The sequence below is a fragment of the Terriglobales bacterium genome (assembly GCA_035573675.1).
In the GTDB taxonomy this organism is placed as follows: Bacteria; Acidobacteriota; Terriglobia; order Terriglobales; family Acidobacteriaceae; genus DATMAB01.
In genome coordinates this window covers 98,160-113,634 of sequence record DATMAB010000013.1, presented here as the reverse complement: position 1 = coordinate 113,634, position 15,475 = coordinate 98,160, and the positions used below count along the sequence as shown (strand labels likewise).

The 15,475-nt window shown below is 64.1% G+C and carries 14 protein-coding genes and 1 pseudogene; 6 read left to right on the top strand and 9 right to left on the bottom strand.

All coding sequences use genetic code 11. The features are described 5' to 3' along the window. Positions 1-12 precede the first annotated feature (12 nt). Complete coding sequence (locus tag VNK82_05165) at positions 13-2,097, bottom strand: fused MFS/spermidine synthase (GenBank protein HXE90337.1); 2,085 nt, start codon at positions 2,095-2,097, stop codon at positions 13-15. Between the two features lie 204 nt (positions 2,098-2,301). On the opposite strand from VNK82_05165, the gene VNK82_05160 reads away from it, so the two are divergent. From VNK82_05160 to VNK82_05150, 3 genes are all read left to right on the top strand, one after another. Continuing rightward, entirely contained in the window at positions 2,302-2,454 is a 153-nt protein-coding gene (locus VNK82_05160) for a hypothetical protein (GenBank protein ID HXE90336.1), read from the top strand. Between the two features lie 271 nt (positions 2,455-2,725). Next, positions 2,726-3,388, top strand: a complete 663-nt coding sequence (locus tag VNK82_05155; GenBank protein ID HXE90335.1) for a hypothetical protein — start codon at positions 2,726-2,728, stop codon at positions 3,386-3,388. A gap of 38 nt (positions 3,389-3,426) precedes the next feature. Then, positions 3,427-3,873, top strand: a complete 447-nt coding sequence (locus tag VNK82_05150) for an OsmC family protein (GenBank protein HXE90334.1) — start codon at positions 3,427-3,429, stop codon at positions 3,871-3,873. Positions 3,874-3,924: 51 nt separating this feature from the next. On the opposite strand, the gene VNK82_05145 is transcribed toward VNK82_05150, so the two are convergent. The 5 genes from VNK82_05145 to VNK82_05125 all read right to left on the bottom strand — a co-directional run bounded on the left by VNK82_05145 (position 3,925) and on the right by VNK82_05125 (position 8,683). Next, complete coding sequence (locus tag VNK82_05145; protein HXE90333.1) at positions 3,925-4,338, bottom strand: secondary thiamine-phosphate synthase enzyme YjbQ; 414 nt, start codon at positions 4,336-4,338, stop codon at positions 3,925-3,927. Positions 4,339-4,472: 134 nt separating this feature from the next. After that, the gene (locus VNK82_05140; protein ID HXE90332.1) at positions 4,473-4,691 is read right to left on the bottom strand and encodes a hypothetical protein; all 219 of its coding nucleotides are present in this window, start codon (positions 4,689-4,691) and stop codon (positions 4,473-4,475) included. 130 nt (positions 4,692-4,821) lie between these two features. After that, positions 4,822-5,817 (bottom strand): KpsF/GutQ family sugar-phosphate isomerase, encoded by a 996-nt coding sequence (locus VNK82_05135; GenBank protein ID HXE90331.1) that lies wholly within the window; start codon positions 5,815-5,817, stop codon positions 4,822-4,824. A 174-nt stretch (positions 5,818-5,991) separates the two neighbouring features. Further along, complete coding sequence (gene kdsA, locus VNK82_05130; GenBank protein HXE90330.1) at positions 5,992-6,864, bottom strand: 3-deoxy-8-phosphooctulonate synthase; 873 nt, start codon at positions 6,862-6,864, stop codon at positions 5,992-5,994. 136 nt (positions 6,865-7,000) lie between these two features. Continuing rightward, the gene (locus VNK82_05125) at positions 7,001-8,683 is read right to left on the bottom strand and encodes a CTP synthase (GenBank protein HXE90329.1); all 1,683 of its coding nucleotides are present in this window, start codon (positions 8,681-8,683) and stop codon (positions 7,001-7,003) included. A gap of 232 nt (positions 8,684-8,915) precedes the next feature. Between VNK82_05125 and VNK82_05120 the strand changes: the two genes are divergently transcribed. After that, positions 8,916-9,902, top strand: a complete 987-nt coding sequence (locus VNK82_05120) for a hypothetical protein (protein HXE90328.1) — start codon at positions 8,916-8,918, stop codon at positions 9,900-9,902. A gap of 78 nt (positions 9,903-9,980) precedes the next feature. On the opposite strand, the gene VNK82_05115 is transcribed toward VNK82_05120, so the two are convergent. Next, positions 9,981-10,997: a sensor domain-containing diguanylate cyclase gene (locus tag VNK82_05115; protein HXE90327.1), complete on the bottom strand. Its 1,017-nt coding sequence runs from the start codon at positions 10,995-10,997 to the stop codon at positions 9,981-9,983. 385 nt (positions 10,998-11,382) lie between these two features. Here VNK82_05115 and VNK82_05110 point away from each other — a divergent pair, with 385 nt between their 5' ends. Next, positions 11,383-12,183, top strand: coding sequence for a helix-turn-helix domain-containing protein (locus tag VNK82_05110; protein HXE90326.1), 801 nt, complete (start codon positions 11,383-11,385; stop codon positions 12,181-12,183). A 145-nt stretch (positions 12,184-12,328) separates the two neighbouring features. On the opposite strand, the gene VNK82_05105 is transcribed toward VNK82_05110, so the two are convergent. Together VNK82_05105 and VNK82_05100 are read right to left on the bottom strand one after the other, a co-directional pair. Then, positions 12,329-13,003 carry a GNAT family N-acetyltransferase gene (locus VNK82_05105; GenBank protein HXE90325.1) on the bottom strand — a complete coding sequence of 225 codons (675 nt, stop codon included), beginning with the start codon at positions 13,001-13,003 and terminating at the stop codon, positions 12,329-12,331. 70 nt (positions 13,004-13,073) lie between these two features. Further along, entirely contained in the window at positions 13,074-14,069 is a 996-nt protein-coding gene (locus VNK82_05100; protein ID HXE90324.1) for a HEAT repeat domain-containing protein, read from the bottom strand. A gap of 191 nt (positions 14,070-14,260) precedes the next feature. Between VNK82_05100 and VNK82_05095 the strand changes: the two are divergent. Continuing rightward, positions 14,261-15,338 (top strand): annotated as a pseudogene (locus VNK82_05095) (IS3 family transposase). The last annotated feature ends 137 nt before the right edge of the window (positions 15,339-15,475 follow it).

Sequence of the window (15,475 nt, the reverse complement as noted above, 5' to 3'; positions counted from 1 at the left end):
CCCCAATCCCCGCTATTTCAAGACCTGGAACAGGTTGCTGTAGTCGTCCGTCCACTGGCGGAAGTTGGCAGGTGGAGGGGGAAGCGGGCTGGCGGCGGTGGTGAGGGGAGGTTCCCGGAGGAGCTGCGGGTCGCGGGCGAGCAACATCCAACTGCCGCCGGGATGGAACGGGCCGGCGGGCGGGAGATACGTCCAGGTGAGCGCAAGGCCGGAGTGCGCAGCGGCGCGCTGGACGACGGGCCGCAGATCGAGAGCGCGGTTGGACACGTTCACAGCCAGGATGCCCTGCGGCGCGAGATGCGCAAGGTACAGGTCGAACGCTTCACGCGTAAGCAGATGGACGGGCGGCGCGCCGCTGGTGAAGGCGTCGAGCACGAGCAGATCGAACTGCTGCGAGCCCTGCGTGAGTTCGTGCTCGAGCGAGAGACGCCCGTCGCCGGCGACGATCTCGACACGCGCCTGCGCATCCCGAAGATAAGAGAAGAGCGGGCCTCGGGCGATGCGCGTCACTTCCGGGTTGATCTCGTAGAAGCGGATGGAGTCCCCTTCGCGGCCGTAGGCGGCCAGCGTGCCGATGCCGAGGCCGACCACGCCGATGCGCAAGCCGGATGACGCGCGGCTTCGCAACGATGCAAAGGCGAGGCCTACGCCGCTTTCCGGGACGAAGTAGGCAGTAGGCTGAGTGCGCAGGCGCTCGTCCTGGTACTGCAGGCCGTGGGTGATGCCACCGTGGCGGAGGACCCGGATGCGCAAGTAGGTGTTGTCGTAGTCGAAGTCTTCGCGCACAGCCACCACGCCAAAGAAATTGCGGGCGACTTCGAGCGTGTTGCGCGTCTGCCACCAGGCATGCAGTCCGAGTTCGGAGGCCAGGACCGCAAGCCCCACCAGGGCAAGGTAAAACCCCGGGCCGAATCCGTCGCGATAGAAAAGACGCTGCCGGTCGCGCACCAGCACGATTACGGCGAGCAGGCAGCAGGTCCAGAGCGAGATGTGGAACTCCCAGTAGGCTGGGAAGAGGCGCGGCGCGAGCAATGCCACGAACGCTGAGCCTGCAGCAGCGCCGCCGGAAAGCGCGAGATAGAAGAAGGTGAGATGTTGCGCGGCGGGCTTCAGGCGGACCAGCTCGCCGTGGCAGACCATGCACACCACCAGCAGGATGAGCGAGAAGCCGGCAAGCTGAACCAGAAAGCCGGCGTAGGGCCCGATGAACAGCAGAACCGGGGCGACCAGGGCTGCGACCATCAGGAACTTCATCCAGCGCCGGGCGTACCAGCGCGGGGCGTCGAAGCAGACGATGAGCGTGGCGAGATAGACGCTCAGCGGCAGCACCCACAGGAAAGGAACCACGGCCACTTCCTGCGAGATCTGGTTGGTAGTGGCCAGCAGCATGGCGGAAGCGCAAGCGGCCAGCGCGGCCCACAACAGGAGGGCGCCGCGCGCGGGCGGGGAATCGTTCGCGATGGGCGCCGGATCGGACGGCGCGGCGCTGCGGCCGGCGCTCCATGCGCAAGCGGCGCAGCCCACGACGAAGGCGACGTATCCCCAGGTCCACATACGGCCTTGTGTCCGCAGAGAGAGGGCCGGTTCGACGGCGAAGGGATAGCTCAAGAGCCCGAGAAGCGAGCCGGCATTGGAAAGCGCGTAGAGGCGGTAGGGCGAAGCCTGCTGCGCGCGAGCGAACCAGGCCTGCAGGAGCGGGCCGGTGCTTGAGAGCAGGAAGTAGGGTACACCGACGGCGGCGAGCAGCAGGAACAGGACGTCCAGCGTCGGGTGCGTGGCACTGACGAGTCTCTCTGCGGAGGGAGGCAGGACGGGCGTTCCCCAGCGTTGGGCCTGGTAGAAGATCCAGGCCAGGGAAGACGCCAGAAGGGCCGTGTGGATCGCAACCTGGCTGCTCGGGCTGAAGCGGACCGCAAGCGTGTGGCTGTAGAGATATCCGACGAGCAGCATGGTCTGAAAGAAGAGCAGGCAGGCGGTCCAGACGGCGGGCGTGCCTCCGAACCAGGGCAGGATGTACTTGCCGAGGATGGGCTGGACCTGGAAGAGCAGGAAGGCACTGAGGAAGATGGTCAGGCCGTAGAGGGTGCGTCGGGTCAAGGGCGAAGAGCGGCAAGTGTACACCGGGGCGGTCTCAGGAAGGCCTCCGCTCTTCGCAACGTCAACCGTAACCTGATGAAAGAAATAGAGTTACGTTACCTGTCTCGAGGGGTAACGTAACCTTTGTAATCCTACCAACGGGCCATTTTCAGGGTTCGAGGACCCGGCTACGATGGCGGCATTCCATCGAGGAGTGGAGTAATCATGGATAGGGTAAGGGAAGCTACCAGGTCGGCGTTAGCAAGAACAGCGGAGATCACGCTGCTCCTAGCCCCGGCCCTGGTGTTGCTGGCGGCGTCGTGGCAGTTTATCGGGCGTTACCAGGACGCCATCGTAAAGTTCATTGTGACCTTCTAACTTTCTCCGCCTCTCGAGAGCGGCCGTCGCGGAAAGCGGCGGCCGTTTTGTTTTGGAAGACGTTCCAAGCGCGTATCTGCGCTGGGGCTAGAGAACGCCTGTTCCTAGACGTTGCAAGCAACGTCTCTACCCATCGGGATGAGGGCACAAGGCTCACAGCTGCGTGTGACGCGCATCATAGGCGAGTTTCGCGGGAGCATCGAAGATACAAGAGGAAGCACCTGGAATGCACCTAAGCCAGATGTCTCCCGATTCTTGATGGAGGCAAGAGATGAACCCTAAAGCATTAGCACTCATGGTCGCGTTGGCGTTGGCAACTCCGACCGCGTTTGCGCAGATGCGCGGCGGCGGGGGTATGCAGGGAGGACAGAAGCAAGGTTCCAGCATGGGCCAAATGGGGCAGCAAGGTCAGCAGGGCCAGATGGGCCAGCAAGGTCAGCAGCAGCCCGGCATGCAGGGCCAGGGGCCGGGCGATATGGACCGGGATCGCGACCGGGATCGGGATCGCATCCGGGCTAGCGACGAGCAACGCGACCAGTACCGGGCCTGCACACAGGCGCAGGACCGTGTGCGGACGCAGGCGCGCGAGCTGCAACAGGCAGCGCGCGGAGGCGGTTTCAGTGCTGAGCAGGCGCAGAGACTTCGCGACCAACTGCGGGAGCGCTACCAGGAGATGGAGCAAGCGCATGTGCGGCTGATAAAGGAAATGAGCCCGGAGCAGAAGGATGCGTTGCGCGATCACATCCGCAAGATGGACCGTGAACGCAGCCGCATGCACGAAGCGCTGCAAGAGCTCGACGTCGAGCTCGAGAAGCCGCAAATGGATCGCGCGCGCATCCGGCAACATGCCCGCGACGTGGAGAAAGCGACTGAGCGCTGGCGCAAGCAGCATCGGGAACTGGGCGAAGAACTGGGTATGCGGAAGGAATCATGACGTGAAGGCCGCCGAGCGGCCGGGTAAAGGAGGAAGAAATGACCGATTACCGCTACAAGGTGGATGCGCACTGGACCGAGGGCCGCCGCGGCCGGGTACTGGGCGAAGGAGTGACGCAGGACCTGGATTTTTCCGCGCCGCCGGAGTTCCAGGGCGAGATCGGGTTCTGGACACCGGAGCATTTCTTCGTGGCGGCGGTGAGCAGTTGCTTCGTGGCCACGTTCGCGGCCATCGCCGAGATGTCGAAGTTCGAGGCGCTGGATCTGGAAGTGAGCGCCGTGGGCACGCTCGCCAAAAGCGAGGGAGGCTTCCGCTTCACGGACCTCGAACTGCGTCCGGTGCTGACCGTCGCCCATGAGCACGACCGCGACCGCGGGATGCGCCTGCTGGAGAAGGCCGAGCGCTCATGCCTGGTGACGCGCTCGCTCTCCACGCCGGTGCGGATGCAGGCGTTGGTGCGGGTGGCCGAGACGGTGGCGGTGTAACCCGAGCCTTCGTGGGTTGTGGGCGAGGCGCAGCCCGGCGCGGAGATGCGCTTACTCGCCCATCACCTTGATGATCACACGCTTGGGACGGCGGCCGTCGAATTCGGCGTAGAAGACCCGCTGCCAGGGGCCGAGGTCGAGCCGGCCGTTGGTGATAGGCAGCGTGACCTCGTGGTGCATGAGCAGGCTCTTCAGGTGGGAGTCGCCGTTGGTTTCGCCGGTGTGGTGGTGGCGGTAATCCTTGCGGAAGGGCGCCAGCTTCTCCAGCCATTCGTCGATATCGGCGATCAAGCCGGATTCGTGGTCGTTCACATAGACCGAGGCGGTGATGTGCATGGCCGAGACCAGGACCATGCCCTCCTTCACGCCGCTCTTGCCGACGGCCGCTTCCACCTGCGGAGTGATGTGGATGTACTCGCGGTGCTTGCGGGTGTTGAAGGTCAGGTATTCGGTGTGGAATTTCATAGGGCCTCCCGTGGCGCAGCGATTGTAGCCGCACGCTGAAAACCGAGGTCCTTCGCTCGGGGTTTCCCGCGCTTGAGCAGGCGCGCGGGAGCCCTCCCTCACTCAGGATGACGGCATGGCGGGAGGGATCGCGCCTACTTCTTTTTTTCCGCCAACTGCTCGAGCAGCCCGGTCACGACTTTCTGCGCCTCGCCGAACAGCTTCTGGTACTCGAGGAACTGGCGGTTGAGTTCGAGCGAACGGTCGGGGCCGAACCTACCGCGCAGGATCATGTCGCGCACGTGCACCGGGTTGGGCAGCAGAGCCTCTTCGCTCACTTCTTCCAGCGCCGCTTTGGGATCGTAGTGATACATAGGGATTGAATCATTGATTCATTTTTTCATTGAATCATTGAGAAGCACTCACCCGTTGGATGTATCAACTACTCGCCGGGCCGGCGGTTTTCAATGATTCAATGAGCAAATGATTCAATGAATCAATGGGCTAGACCATCTCCGTTCCCCACAGGTCGTGCAGATGCAGGATGCCTTGCAGGCGGCCGTTGCCGTCTACGACCACCAGCGAAGTGATCTTCTTCTGCTCCATCACGGCCAGGGCGGCGGTGGCGAACTCTTCCGGGCCGATGGTCTTGGGCGAACGGGTCATGCAGTCGGCGGCGGTGAGGTCCAGCACCTGCTTGCCGCGCTTCTCCAGCAGGCGGCGCAGGTCGCCATCGGAGATGATGCCCACCAGGCGGCCGTCCTCGGCCACCGTGGTCACGCCCAAACCCTTGCGCGACATCTCGTAGATGACATCGGGCATCCTGGCCGAGGGCGCTACTACGGGGACCGCCTCGCCGGTGTGCATGAGCGAACCCACGCGCGACAGGCGCTTGCCCAGCTTGCCGCCGGGATGCAGGTCGGCGAAGTCCTCTTCCTTGAAGCCGCGACGCTGGGCCAGAGCCACGGCCAGGGCGTCGCCCAGCGCCAGCATGGTCGTAGTGGAAGTCGTGGGCGCCAGGCCAAGCGAACAGGCTTCGCGGTCGATGGAGCAGTCGAGGGCGACATCGGCGGCACGGGCCAGAGTGGAGGCGGGTGCGGGGGTATCGGCGGCTGCGTACATGCGATCGCCCGTCATGGAGATGAGCTTCAGTCCGAGACGTTTGATGCTGGCCAGGAGATTAAGGATCTCTTCGGTCTCGCCGCTCGAGGAAAGGGCAAGGACCACGTCGCCGCGCGCCAGCATGCCCAGGTCGCCGTGCACGGCCTCGGCCGGGTGCAGAAAGAGCGCCGGGGTGCCGGTGGAGCTGAGCGTGGCCGCGATCTTGCGCGCCACGATGCCGCTCTTGCCCATGCCGGTCACGACGGCGCGCCCGGCGCAGGAGTAGAGCAGGTCGACGGCGCCCTCGAAGGCCTGGGCCATGGGACCGGCAATGCGGTCGGCGAGCGCGCGCAGCGCTTCCGCCTCGACCCGAACCACCTCTTCGCCCACGTGTTTCATGGAGAATGAGATGGTAGCAAAAAGGGCAAGGGCGGGGCCGGGTGCGGCCCTTCCGGGGCTCGGGAGTTTCTTGGGCGTACGGGTACGCAGCGCTTACGCGCTGGGCTCACTCAAATGGCGCCCGCCGGAGGCGGGCTGGGGACTCGTTGTATCGAGGATCCTAAGGACGAACATCTAGGCGCTCCTCTCAACCGCCCTCCGCACGGCCAGCAGTTCCTTGAGCACGTCCCGCAGCTTGAGCAGGTCGAGCGCGTTGGGGCCGTCGGATTTGGCCAGGGCGGGGTTGTCGTGGACTTCCATGAAAACGCCGTCGCAGCCGGCGGCCACGGCGGCGCGTGCCAGGACGGGGATGTACTCGGGTTGGCCGCCGGAAACAGCGACATCGGTCGCGGGCGAGGACGCCCGCGATCCAGCCGGCGAGACGCCGGCGCTACCGGCCGAGGGTAGTTGCACGGAGTGCGTGGCGTCGAAAACCACGGGAGCGAAGCTGCGCATGATGGGCAGCGAGCGCATGTCCACGACGAGGTTGTTGTAGCCGAAGGAACTGCCGCGCTCGGTCACGAAGACCTTCTGGTTGCCGGTGGACTGGACTTTCTCCACGGCGTGGCGCATGTCCCAGGGGGCGACGAACTGCCCTTTCTTGACGTTGACGGCGCGGCCGCTGTGCCCCGCGGCCAGCAGCAGGTCGGTCTGGCGGCAGAGGAAGGCGGGGATTTGGAGCACGTCGACGGCCTCGGCGACGCGGGGAACATCGCTGGCTTCGTGCACGTCCGTGAGAACAGGGATTTTGACCGTCTCCGCTACCTGGCGCAGGATACGCAGGCCTTCGGTCACGCCCAGCCCGCGGAAGCTGGAAAGGGACGTGCGGTTGGCCTTGTCGTAGGAGGCCTTGAAGATGTAGGGCAGATCCATCGCCCTGGCGACGCCGGCGATGCACTCCGCCATCTTGATGGCGTGCTCCTCGCCTTCGATCACGCACGGGCCGGCGATGAGAAAGAGCCTGTCGCCGCCGATGGTGACGTTGCCGACTTGGAAAGAAGTAGTCAGTGGTCAGTGGCCAGTGGTCAGAAAAACATTCACCGCCGAGGACGCCGAGATCGCAGAGCCAATTCGGGCGCCCACAAAACATAGTCTAGCGGCTTTTTCGTTGTCTCGGCGAACTCTGCGGGCCCGGCGATGAAGTCTACCGCTTTCCGACTTTTTCGGGGCGGCGGAACATCTCCACTTCGGCGGCCTGCTTCTGCGCGCGGCGCTTCTTGCCGTCCTCGTACGATGCCTTGATGAAGGCGGTGAACAGCGGGTGCGGCTCCAGCGGCTTGGACTTGAATTCGGGATGGAACTGGCAGCCGAGGAAGTAGGGATGGTCGCCCAGCTCGATGATCTCCACGTAGGTGCCGTCCGGGGTGGCGCCGGTGATCTTGAGCCCGGCGCCGGTCAGCAGCGCCTCATACTCGCGGTTGAATTCGTAGCGATGGCGGTGGCGCTCGCTGATCTCGAGAGTCCCATAGGCCTGGTGAGCGAGCGAGCCGGGCGTCAGTTTGCAGATCCATGCGCCCAGGCGCATGGTGCCGCCCAGCTCATCGATGCCGCGCAGCTCGCGCAGCTTATAGATGATGCGGTGCGGAGTGGCGGGATCGAATTCGCTGGAATCCGCTTCCGCCAGACCGCACACGTTACGCGCGAACTCGATGCAGGCGGTCTGCATGCCCAGGCAGATGCCGAAGTAGGGAACCTTCTTTTCCCGTGCGTAGCGAATGCCGTTGAGCATGCCGGCGATGCCACGCTTGCCGAAGCCGCCCGGCACCAGGATGCCGTCGAAGCCTTCGAGCTGCGCCTCCCAGGAGCGGTCGTCGGGGTCCTTTGTCTCCAGGCCCTCGGCCTCGATCCACACCAGGTTGGCGCGCAGGTTGTGCGCCAGCGCGCCGTGGACCAGCGCTTCCTTGAGTGACTTGTACGAATCCTCGTACTCCACATATTTGCCGACCAGGGCGATGGAGACTTCGTCTTTGGGGTTGTAGACGCGGTGGAGCAGGTCTTCCCAGGCGCGGATGTCGCGCTCGCCGGCTTCCAGACGCAGGTAGCGGAGCGCCAGCGTATCCACTTCCTCCTTCGCGAAAACGACCGGCACCTCGTAGATGGAAGCTACGTCCTTGGCGGTGATGACCGCGTCTTCCTGCACGTTGCAGAACAAGGCAATCTTCGACTTGAGGTCTTTGCTCAGATAGCGGTCGGTGCGGCAGAGCAGGATGTCCGGCTGGATCCCGATGGAAAGCAGCTCCTTCACAGAGTGCTGCGTAGGCTTGGTCTTGAGTTCGCCGGCGGCGCCGATCCAGGGAACGAGCGTCACGTGGATGAAGAGCGTGTTCTCGCGGCCCAGGTCCTGGCGCATCTGGCGAATGGCCTCGAGGAAGGGCAGGGATTCGATGTCGCCCACGGTGCCGCCGATCTCGATGATGGCGACGTCGACCTCCTGCGCCACCTTGCGCATGGCGGCCTTGATTTCGTTGGTGACGTGAGGGATGACCTGCACCGTCTTACCCAGGTAGTCGCCGCGGCGCTCCTTGGCGATGATCTGCTCGTAGATGCGGCCGGTGGTCCAGTTGTTATCGCGAGTGAGCTTGGCGTGGGTGAAGCGCTCGTAGTGGCCGAGGTCGAGGTCGGTCTCCGCGCCGTCGTCGGTGACGAAGACTTCGCCGTGCTGGAAGGGCGACATGGTGCCCGGGTCCACGTTCAGGTACGGGTCAAACTTGAGCAGGTTGACCTTGAGGCCGCGGCTTTCGAGCAAACATCCGATGGAGGCCGCCGCCAGCCCCTTGCCCAGCGAAGACACCACACCGCCCGTCACGAAAATGTATTTCGCCGACATTCCCGCCTCGTATTCAGTTGTTGGATTGGTCTGTGCCGCCTGAAGGGGTGCACAACCAATTATGCCAGAGTTCCACGAATCGTGGAAGGGGTTGTGCCGGGCGGCTTCCGCATCTAAGAATAGGCAGAGGCGCTGCGCCCGGACCGCCGAGACCTTGCTTGCAAGGTCTTGCTGGAGGCGCAGCAAGCTGCGCCTCGACAAGGGTTAGGGGTTGATTCTTCAGAGATTTGTGGTGAAGACGGTCCTCGGCCTTCTCCTGCTGGCCGTAACGGCGGTTGCCCAGCAACATCCCCAGCGGTTGATTCTCAAGGACGGCACGTTCCAGCGCATCACGCAATATGAAGTGAAGGACGGCCGCGTGCGCTACTACAGCGCCGAGCGCTTCGAGTGGGAGGAAGTGCCGGCCGACCTGGTGGATTGGCCGGCGACCGAGCGCTATGAGAAAGATCGCCGCGAGGGCAAGCTTCGGCCGGAGACGCAGCAGGCGCTGGCCGAGGAAGAAGCGGAGCGCGCGGCCGAGGCAGCGCGGTCGCCCGAGGTCGCTCCCGGGCTGCGGCTGCCCGCGACAGGCGGCGTGTTCCTCGCGGACGTGTTTCAAGGCGAGCCGCAGTTGATCCCGCTGGAGCAGTCGGGAGGCGAGATCAACCGGCAGATGGGCAAGAACATCCTGCGGGCGGCCATCAATCCGCTGGCCAGCGTGAAGCAGACGATCGAGTTGGCGGGTGCGCGGGCGGCGGTGCAGGCGCACGCCTTGCGTCCCACCTTCTACGTGAACATCGAAGATTCTGATGGCGATGCAGCGGTGGCCGTCGGGGGCGACTCGAACAAGAATGAGCTCAGGTACTCTCCCGCGGAAGCGCGCCTGCTCACCAACCGCTTCCGCATCGTGCGCGCGCAGCGCAAGAAGCAGTCGCGTGTGGTGGCCAATCTGAAAGTGACGTTCTACGGCAAGGCGTCGCAGGAACAGCGCCAGGTGCCGGTGACCTCGGAGTCCATGGGCGGCGGATGGACGAAAGTCATCCCGCTCGAGCCGTTGCAGCCCGGTGAATACGCCCTGGTGGAGATGCTGGGCGAGAACGAGATCAATCTGTATGTGTGGGACTTCGGCGTCGATCCCAATGCGCCGCAGAGCACACGGGCCTGGAAGCCGGTAGACGCGGAGGCGCAAACGAAGGACAAAGAGCCGGCACTGCAGGAGAGGCGAAAGGACAAGCAATAAGCAGTAAGCGATAAGCAATAAGCGATAAGCAATAAGCAATAAGCTCTTGGCTCTTGGCTTACTGCTTATCGCTTTCCCCTACTTCAGCAATCCCAATTGCGTCACCGCGATGTTGTCGCGGGTGGTGTTCTTCACCATGTACATCATCTCGTCGGCCTGGCGGATGATCTCATGGGCGCTCTTGGCGTCATCCGGGTAGGAGGCGATGCCCATGGAAGCGCGCACCTTCAGGTTCAGGTTGTCCTCCTGCAGGAAGAGACTCTGGCGGAAGACGTCCTGCAGGCGCCGGGCCACGTTCAGGGCGGCTTCCTTGCCGGTCTGCGGCAGCACGATGACGAACTCGTCGCCGCCGTAGCGGAAGGCGAAATCGATCAGGCGCAGGTGGATCTTCACCTTAAAGCCGACCTCACCCAGCAGCTTGGAGCCGGCCAGGTGGCCGTGGGTGTCATTGACCATCTTGAAGTGGTCGAGGTCGATGAAGATGACGCTAAACTCGTATCCGAAACGCGCCGAGCGATAGACCTCGGCTTCCAGCACCTTGTACAGGTGGCGGGCGTTGTACAGCCCGGTGACGTCGTCGGTGATGGTGAGTTCCTGGATTTTTTCCACCGCGCGGGCGTTGTCGATGGCGATGGCGGCGTAGTCGCTGAGCGCTTGCAGGCAGAAGAGCTGGCGGTCGCCGAACGCGGCCATGTCGCAGTTGATGAGCTGGATGACGCCCAGCACCTTCTGCTTGGACTTCAGCGGCACGGAGATGATGGAGCGGGTCTTCCATTTGGTCATCTCGTCAATGCGCTTGGCGAAGCGCGGGTCCTTGTAGACGTCGGGAACGATGAGCGATTCGCCGTGCTTGGCCACCCAGCCGGCCAGCCCTTCGCCCACCTTCAGGCGGACGGTTTTCAACGTCTCCGCCACTTCACCTACGGCGATGGCGAAGTAGAGCTCGTCCTTGACCTCATCCACCATCAGCAGGGACCAGGTCTCGGGCCGGAAGTACTCGGCCATCTTCTTCATGATGGTTTCCAGCACCTGGTCCAGGTTCAGGGAGGAAGTCAGGGCGCGGGCGACGTCGTGGAAGATGGCCAGTTCTGCCATCTGGCCCGCATTCTCGGCTGCCAAACGGGCCGTATTCTCGGCTGCGCCCTCGGTCATAGAGAGGCCCTCGACACCCGCGAGCCGGTGCCTAGGCTGGCGCGTATTATATGCGCTCTTTTTTGAGCCGGGCAACGCGCCCGCCGCCCTCAGGAATCAGCCTGGGAAACTCGTCTCTGGACGCGAAACTGCCGCGTCTGGCCGCAGAAGAGCACGGCGCAGACGTGGAGCGCCGTCGCTCGCGAAGGGAAATTCCCTGATGGCGCCCAGGTTCGCGCCCCGCCCTTCGGCGCATCCATGGGGAACGACGCGCAATTGACACTGCCCATGTCCGAACCTATGATGGCCGCGACCTGCCGCCGTGCGGCTCCTCCGGCGGATTCCCTCCATGGGCACTTTCGGGCAGCGTCTGAAGCGCGAGCGCGAAATGCGCGGCATCGGCCTGGAGGAGATTTCCTCCGCCACCAAGATCGGCATCCGCCTGCTGCGCGCCCTGGAGGACGAGCGCTTCGATCTGCTGCCGGGCGGCATCTTCAACAAGGGATTCGTGCGCGCCTACGCCAAGCACGTGGGCATCGACGAGGAGCAGGCGGTAGCGGATTTCCTGGTGGCCACCGGCGAAGCGCCCGCGCCGGGAGCCGCGGAACAGGAGCCGGAGGCGCAACGGACGCCCGCCGGCGTGTCGCGCGGGCTCATCGCCGCCGCGGTCCTCGTGCTGGCGCTGGCTGCGTTCGGCGCCTGGAAATGGTATGGCGCACGGGCGACTGAGCCGATCGGTGGCTCGCTTCCGAGTGGCGCATCGGTGGCGCGCCCACAATCCGCCTCAGCGCCCGCAACCAGCGCGACGGCCGTTACCGGCTCACCTGCCTCCGCCACGACGACGCCCGCGGCAACGACTGCGGCCGAGGCAGAACCGTTCACGCTGCGCGTCCGCGCGCTGCGCGACTGCTGGGTGCTGGCCGTCGCCGACGGCCGGCGCGAGGAGTGGACGCTGCCCGCCGGCAGCGAGCGCGTCGTCCAGGCGCGTGAGAGCATCGTGCTCAAGCTGGGCAACGCCGGAGGAGTGGAGGTTTCATTCAACGAACAGGCGCTCGATCCGCTGGGAGAGGAAAACCAGACACGCACGGTGACATTCACGCCCCAAGGGATGCGAGCCACGCCGCCGGAACCTCCAGAACTACAGCCGTGAGCAAGCCTGAAAGGGCCCCACACCTACGCGATGCCGTTTCGCGGAGACGTGGGTACGAGAGCACTCCGAAGCCCGAGGGTCAGCTGCATCACGTTTTTTTTTCTGACCACTGGCAACTGACCACTGACCACTGACCACTGCAGTACTACGCTTCCTTCTTCGCCGCTTCAGCTTCCGGTGCGGGCGCGGGTTTCAGCTTCTCCTCGATGCGAGCTTTGAATTCCTTGTACTCTTCGCGCTTCAGGTAGAGCATGTCGCGGATGTCCTGGCGGCCGAACGCCCGGCGGTAGAAGGGCGCCGAGTTCTGGGTGGTCTCGCCCCAGATGGCGTCGGCGTCAATCTCCGCGGCCACGCAGGCCACGTAGTACAGCAGCGCCGTCCCCACCCCGCGCAAAGGCATGTTCCGCTTGCGCACCAGCCGGGGATGCATGGCCAGAAAGTCGATATACACGTTGTTGCTCCAGGTGCGGTGGAAGTGGCACAGCCCGACCAGCGTGCCGTTCTTCAGCCACGGGGCGCGTGCCAGCACCAGTTGGCCCACCTCGGCATAGGGATTGTCCTGGATGAAGTCCTTGATGTCCTCGATGCTCTCCGTGACCTTTCCCTTGGCCTTTTCCTCCCGCCAGCGGCGGAAGGCCTGCGTGCACAGCTCCAGCGCGTCCTGCACGTTGGGGTTGGAGCTGGGCTCGGCCGAGCGCAGCCACGCCCGGAAAGCGCGCTCATCGCGCTTGGTGGCGTAGGCGTACTGCAGCGGTTTCTCTCCGCCGATGGAAAAGCTGGTCGGCAGGATGGGAGGGCCGGCTTGGGCGCGCGCAGGCACGGTCGGCTGGGGGGCCGGCGGACATGATACTCGATAGGCGCCCGCAGGATGACGGTTCCAGCGCCAGGGGTTATCTAGCCGAGTCTGTGTTCGCCCATTGTTTCCAGTGCTGCAGGTACCGACCTTCGTTCTCTGCGAACTCAGGAATGCTCGGCCCCCATTGCTTCTGACCCGTGATTTCCGCAAGCGCCCGGACGGCGTAGTAACGCACGTCACGGCTCGGATCCTGCAGGAGTCGCAGTAGCGCAGTAGTGGAGCTGGGATCAGCGATATGCCAAAGGGCCTGCGACGCAGCAACCCTTGTGGCCGGGTCTTTTGATGAGAGCAGCCGCACCATTGCAGGTACAGCACGACGATCTTTTACCCAGCTCCCGATCGCATACAGCAGCCCGGGTCTCTGTTGAGTCGACGCCTCGCCGCGCAGCAGTAGCTGAACCACACTCGACAGCTCACTGAGGTCTCCACGAACCAGCAATTCCGCTTGAAGAGCCTCTCTCACCTGCTGCGTGCGCGCATTAGCAATGCCCCTTTTCAGGGCGGCATCGAAGTAATCTGCAGCCGCTGGAATCGCATAATCGACCTCCAGTACCCAGGATTTGTCCGATTCCGATGCCGCGCTCGACGCGACAACATTCGCAAGCTGGCGGAGTACAACTTCAACTACTTGTTCCGTTGTGTGCGCATTCTCCATCGGAACTGACTCGTCGGTTGCCGGCAAATCTGGATAGTACTGATTCACGATCTCGTATCCATGGCCGCCTGCCCGCAGGAACACCATTTTGAGCCCCGCCTGCAACGGCCGGTAGCCCATGAAAGAGTCAGGTAAGCCATACTTCACCGTCAGTTGATCTGAGCAACTGCCCTTAATCACCCTTCTTACCCGCAGTTCCGCTGCATACTCGTGCCCTGGAAAGACATCTGTTCCGCGCCTCACAAGCGCAGCCGTTCCTAGCGGTGTAGATGGGGAAACATCGGCAATGACGATGACGTCCGCCTCACCGATGAGTTCAGAGAAGCTTATGTGCGGACGCCCGACGGCGAACAACGGGAGCGTCACTGTGATCACGAGGGCCAACCCACCTACGGGCTCCAAGGGCCGCCTCAACCCAAGTCCCTGTTCCCCCGAGGCCTTCTTAAGTATCTCCACGGTTTTACGTCAATGCAGGTTCGCCCTTGCCCACGCCTTCTGACCTGACCCCCGAAAACTGGTCCACGTAGAATGACACGTTTTCCTTTCAATCGAGAGAGGAGAAGTGTATGCGCAAGAGCCGGTTCACGGAAGAGCAGATCATCGCGATCCTGCGGGAAGGGGAGGCAGGCGGCAACGTGGGCGAGCTGTGCCGCAAGCACGGGGTGAGCAAGGAGAGCTACTACCGCTGGAAGGCGAAGTACGGCGGGATGGAAGTGAGCGAGGCGCGGCGGCTGCGGGCCTTGGAGGAAGAGAACCGGCGGCTGAAGCACCTGGTGGCAGATCTGACGCTGGACAAGCAGGCGCTGCAGGCGGTGCTGGCAAAAAAGTGGTGAGCCCGCAGATGCGGCGGCAGGCAGTGGCGCTGACGTGCGCCGCGGTAGCGGTGAGCCAGCGACGCGCCTGCGGGCTGATGGCGAGTCATCGTTCGACCTGCCGCTACCGGCAGCGGCGCGCGGCGGAGGAGGACGAGCAGCTACGGCAGCGGCTGCGCGAGTTGGCGCATCGCTACCGGCGGTGGGGCTACCGCCGCCTGACGAGCGGCTGACCCAACGCGAGGGGTGGCGAGTGAACCACAAACGCGTGGAGCGGCTGTACCGGCTGGAAGGGTTGCAGGTGCGGAAGCGGCGGCGCAAGCGCTGCGCGGGAGCACGGCGTGCGCCCCTGCCGGCGCCCACGGGGCCGAACCAGGTGTGGTCGATGGACTTCATGCGCGACACCCTGGCCAGCGGCCGGGTGCTGCGCACACTGAACGTGGTGGACGACTACACGCGGGAGTGCCTGGCCATCGAGGTCGATACGTCGTTGCCGGGCGTGCGCGTGGTCGAGGTGCTGGAGCAGCTCGCGGCCGAGCGCGGGAAGCCGCGGCAGATCCGCACCGACAACGGCCCCGAGTTCACCGGGCGCGCGCTGGACCAGTGGTGCTTCGCCCAGGGCGTCGAGCAGCACTTCATCGCGCCGGGGAAACCGATCGAGAACGGCTACATCGAGAGCTTCAACGGTAAGTTCCGCGACGAGTGCCTGAACGAGAGCTGGTTCCTCTCGCTCAGCGACGCCCGGCACACCATCGAACAGTGGCGGCGGCACTACAACCGCGAGCGGCCACACTCGGCGCTCGGCTACCGAACCCCGGAGGAGTTCGCAGCCGAAACCAAGAGCTTCTACGCGGATGGAGTGGGGCAAGGGACCTCAAACGCCGGCCCCTTGCCCCACACCCCCATCCCCGCTACGCTGCGGGGCGAACAAAACGCGGAGAAAGTGTCATTATGACTGGACCAGAAACA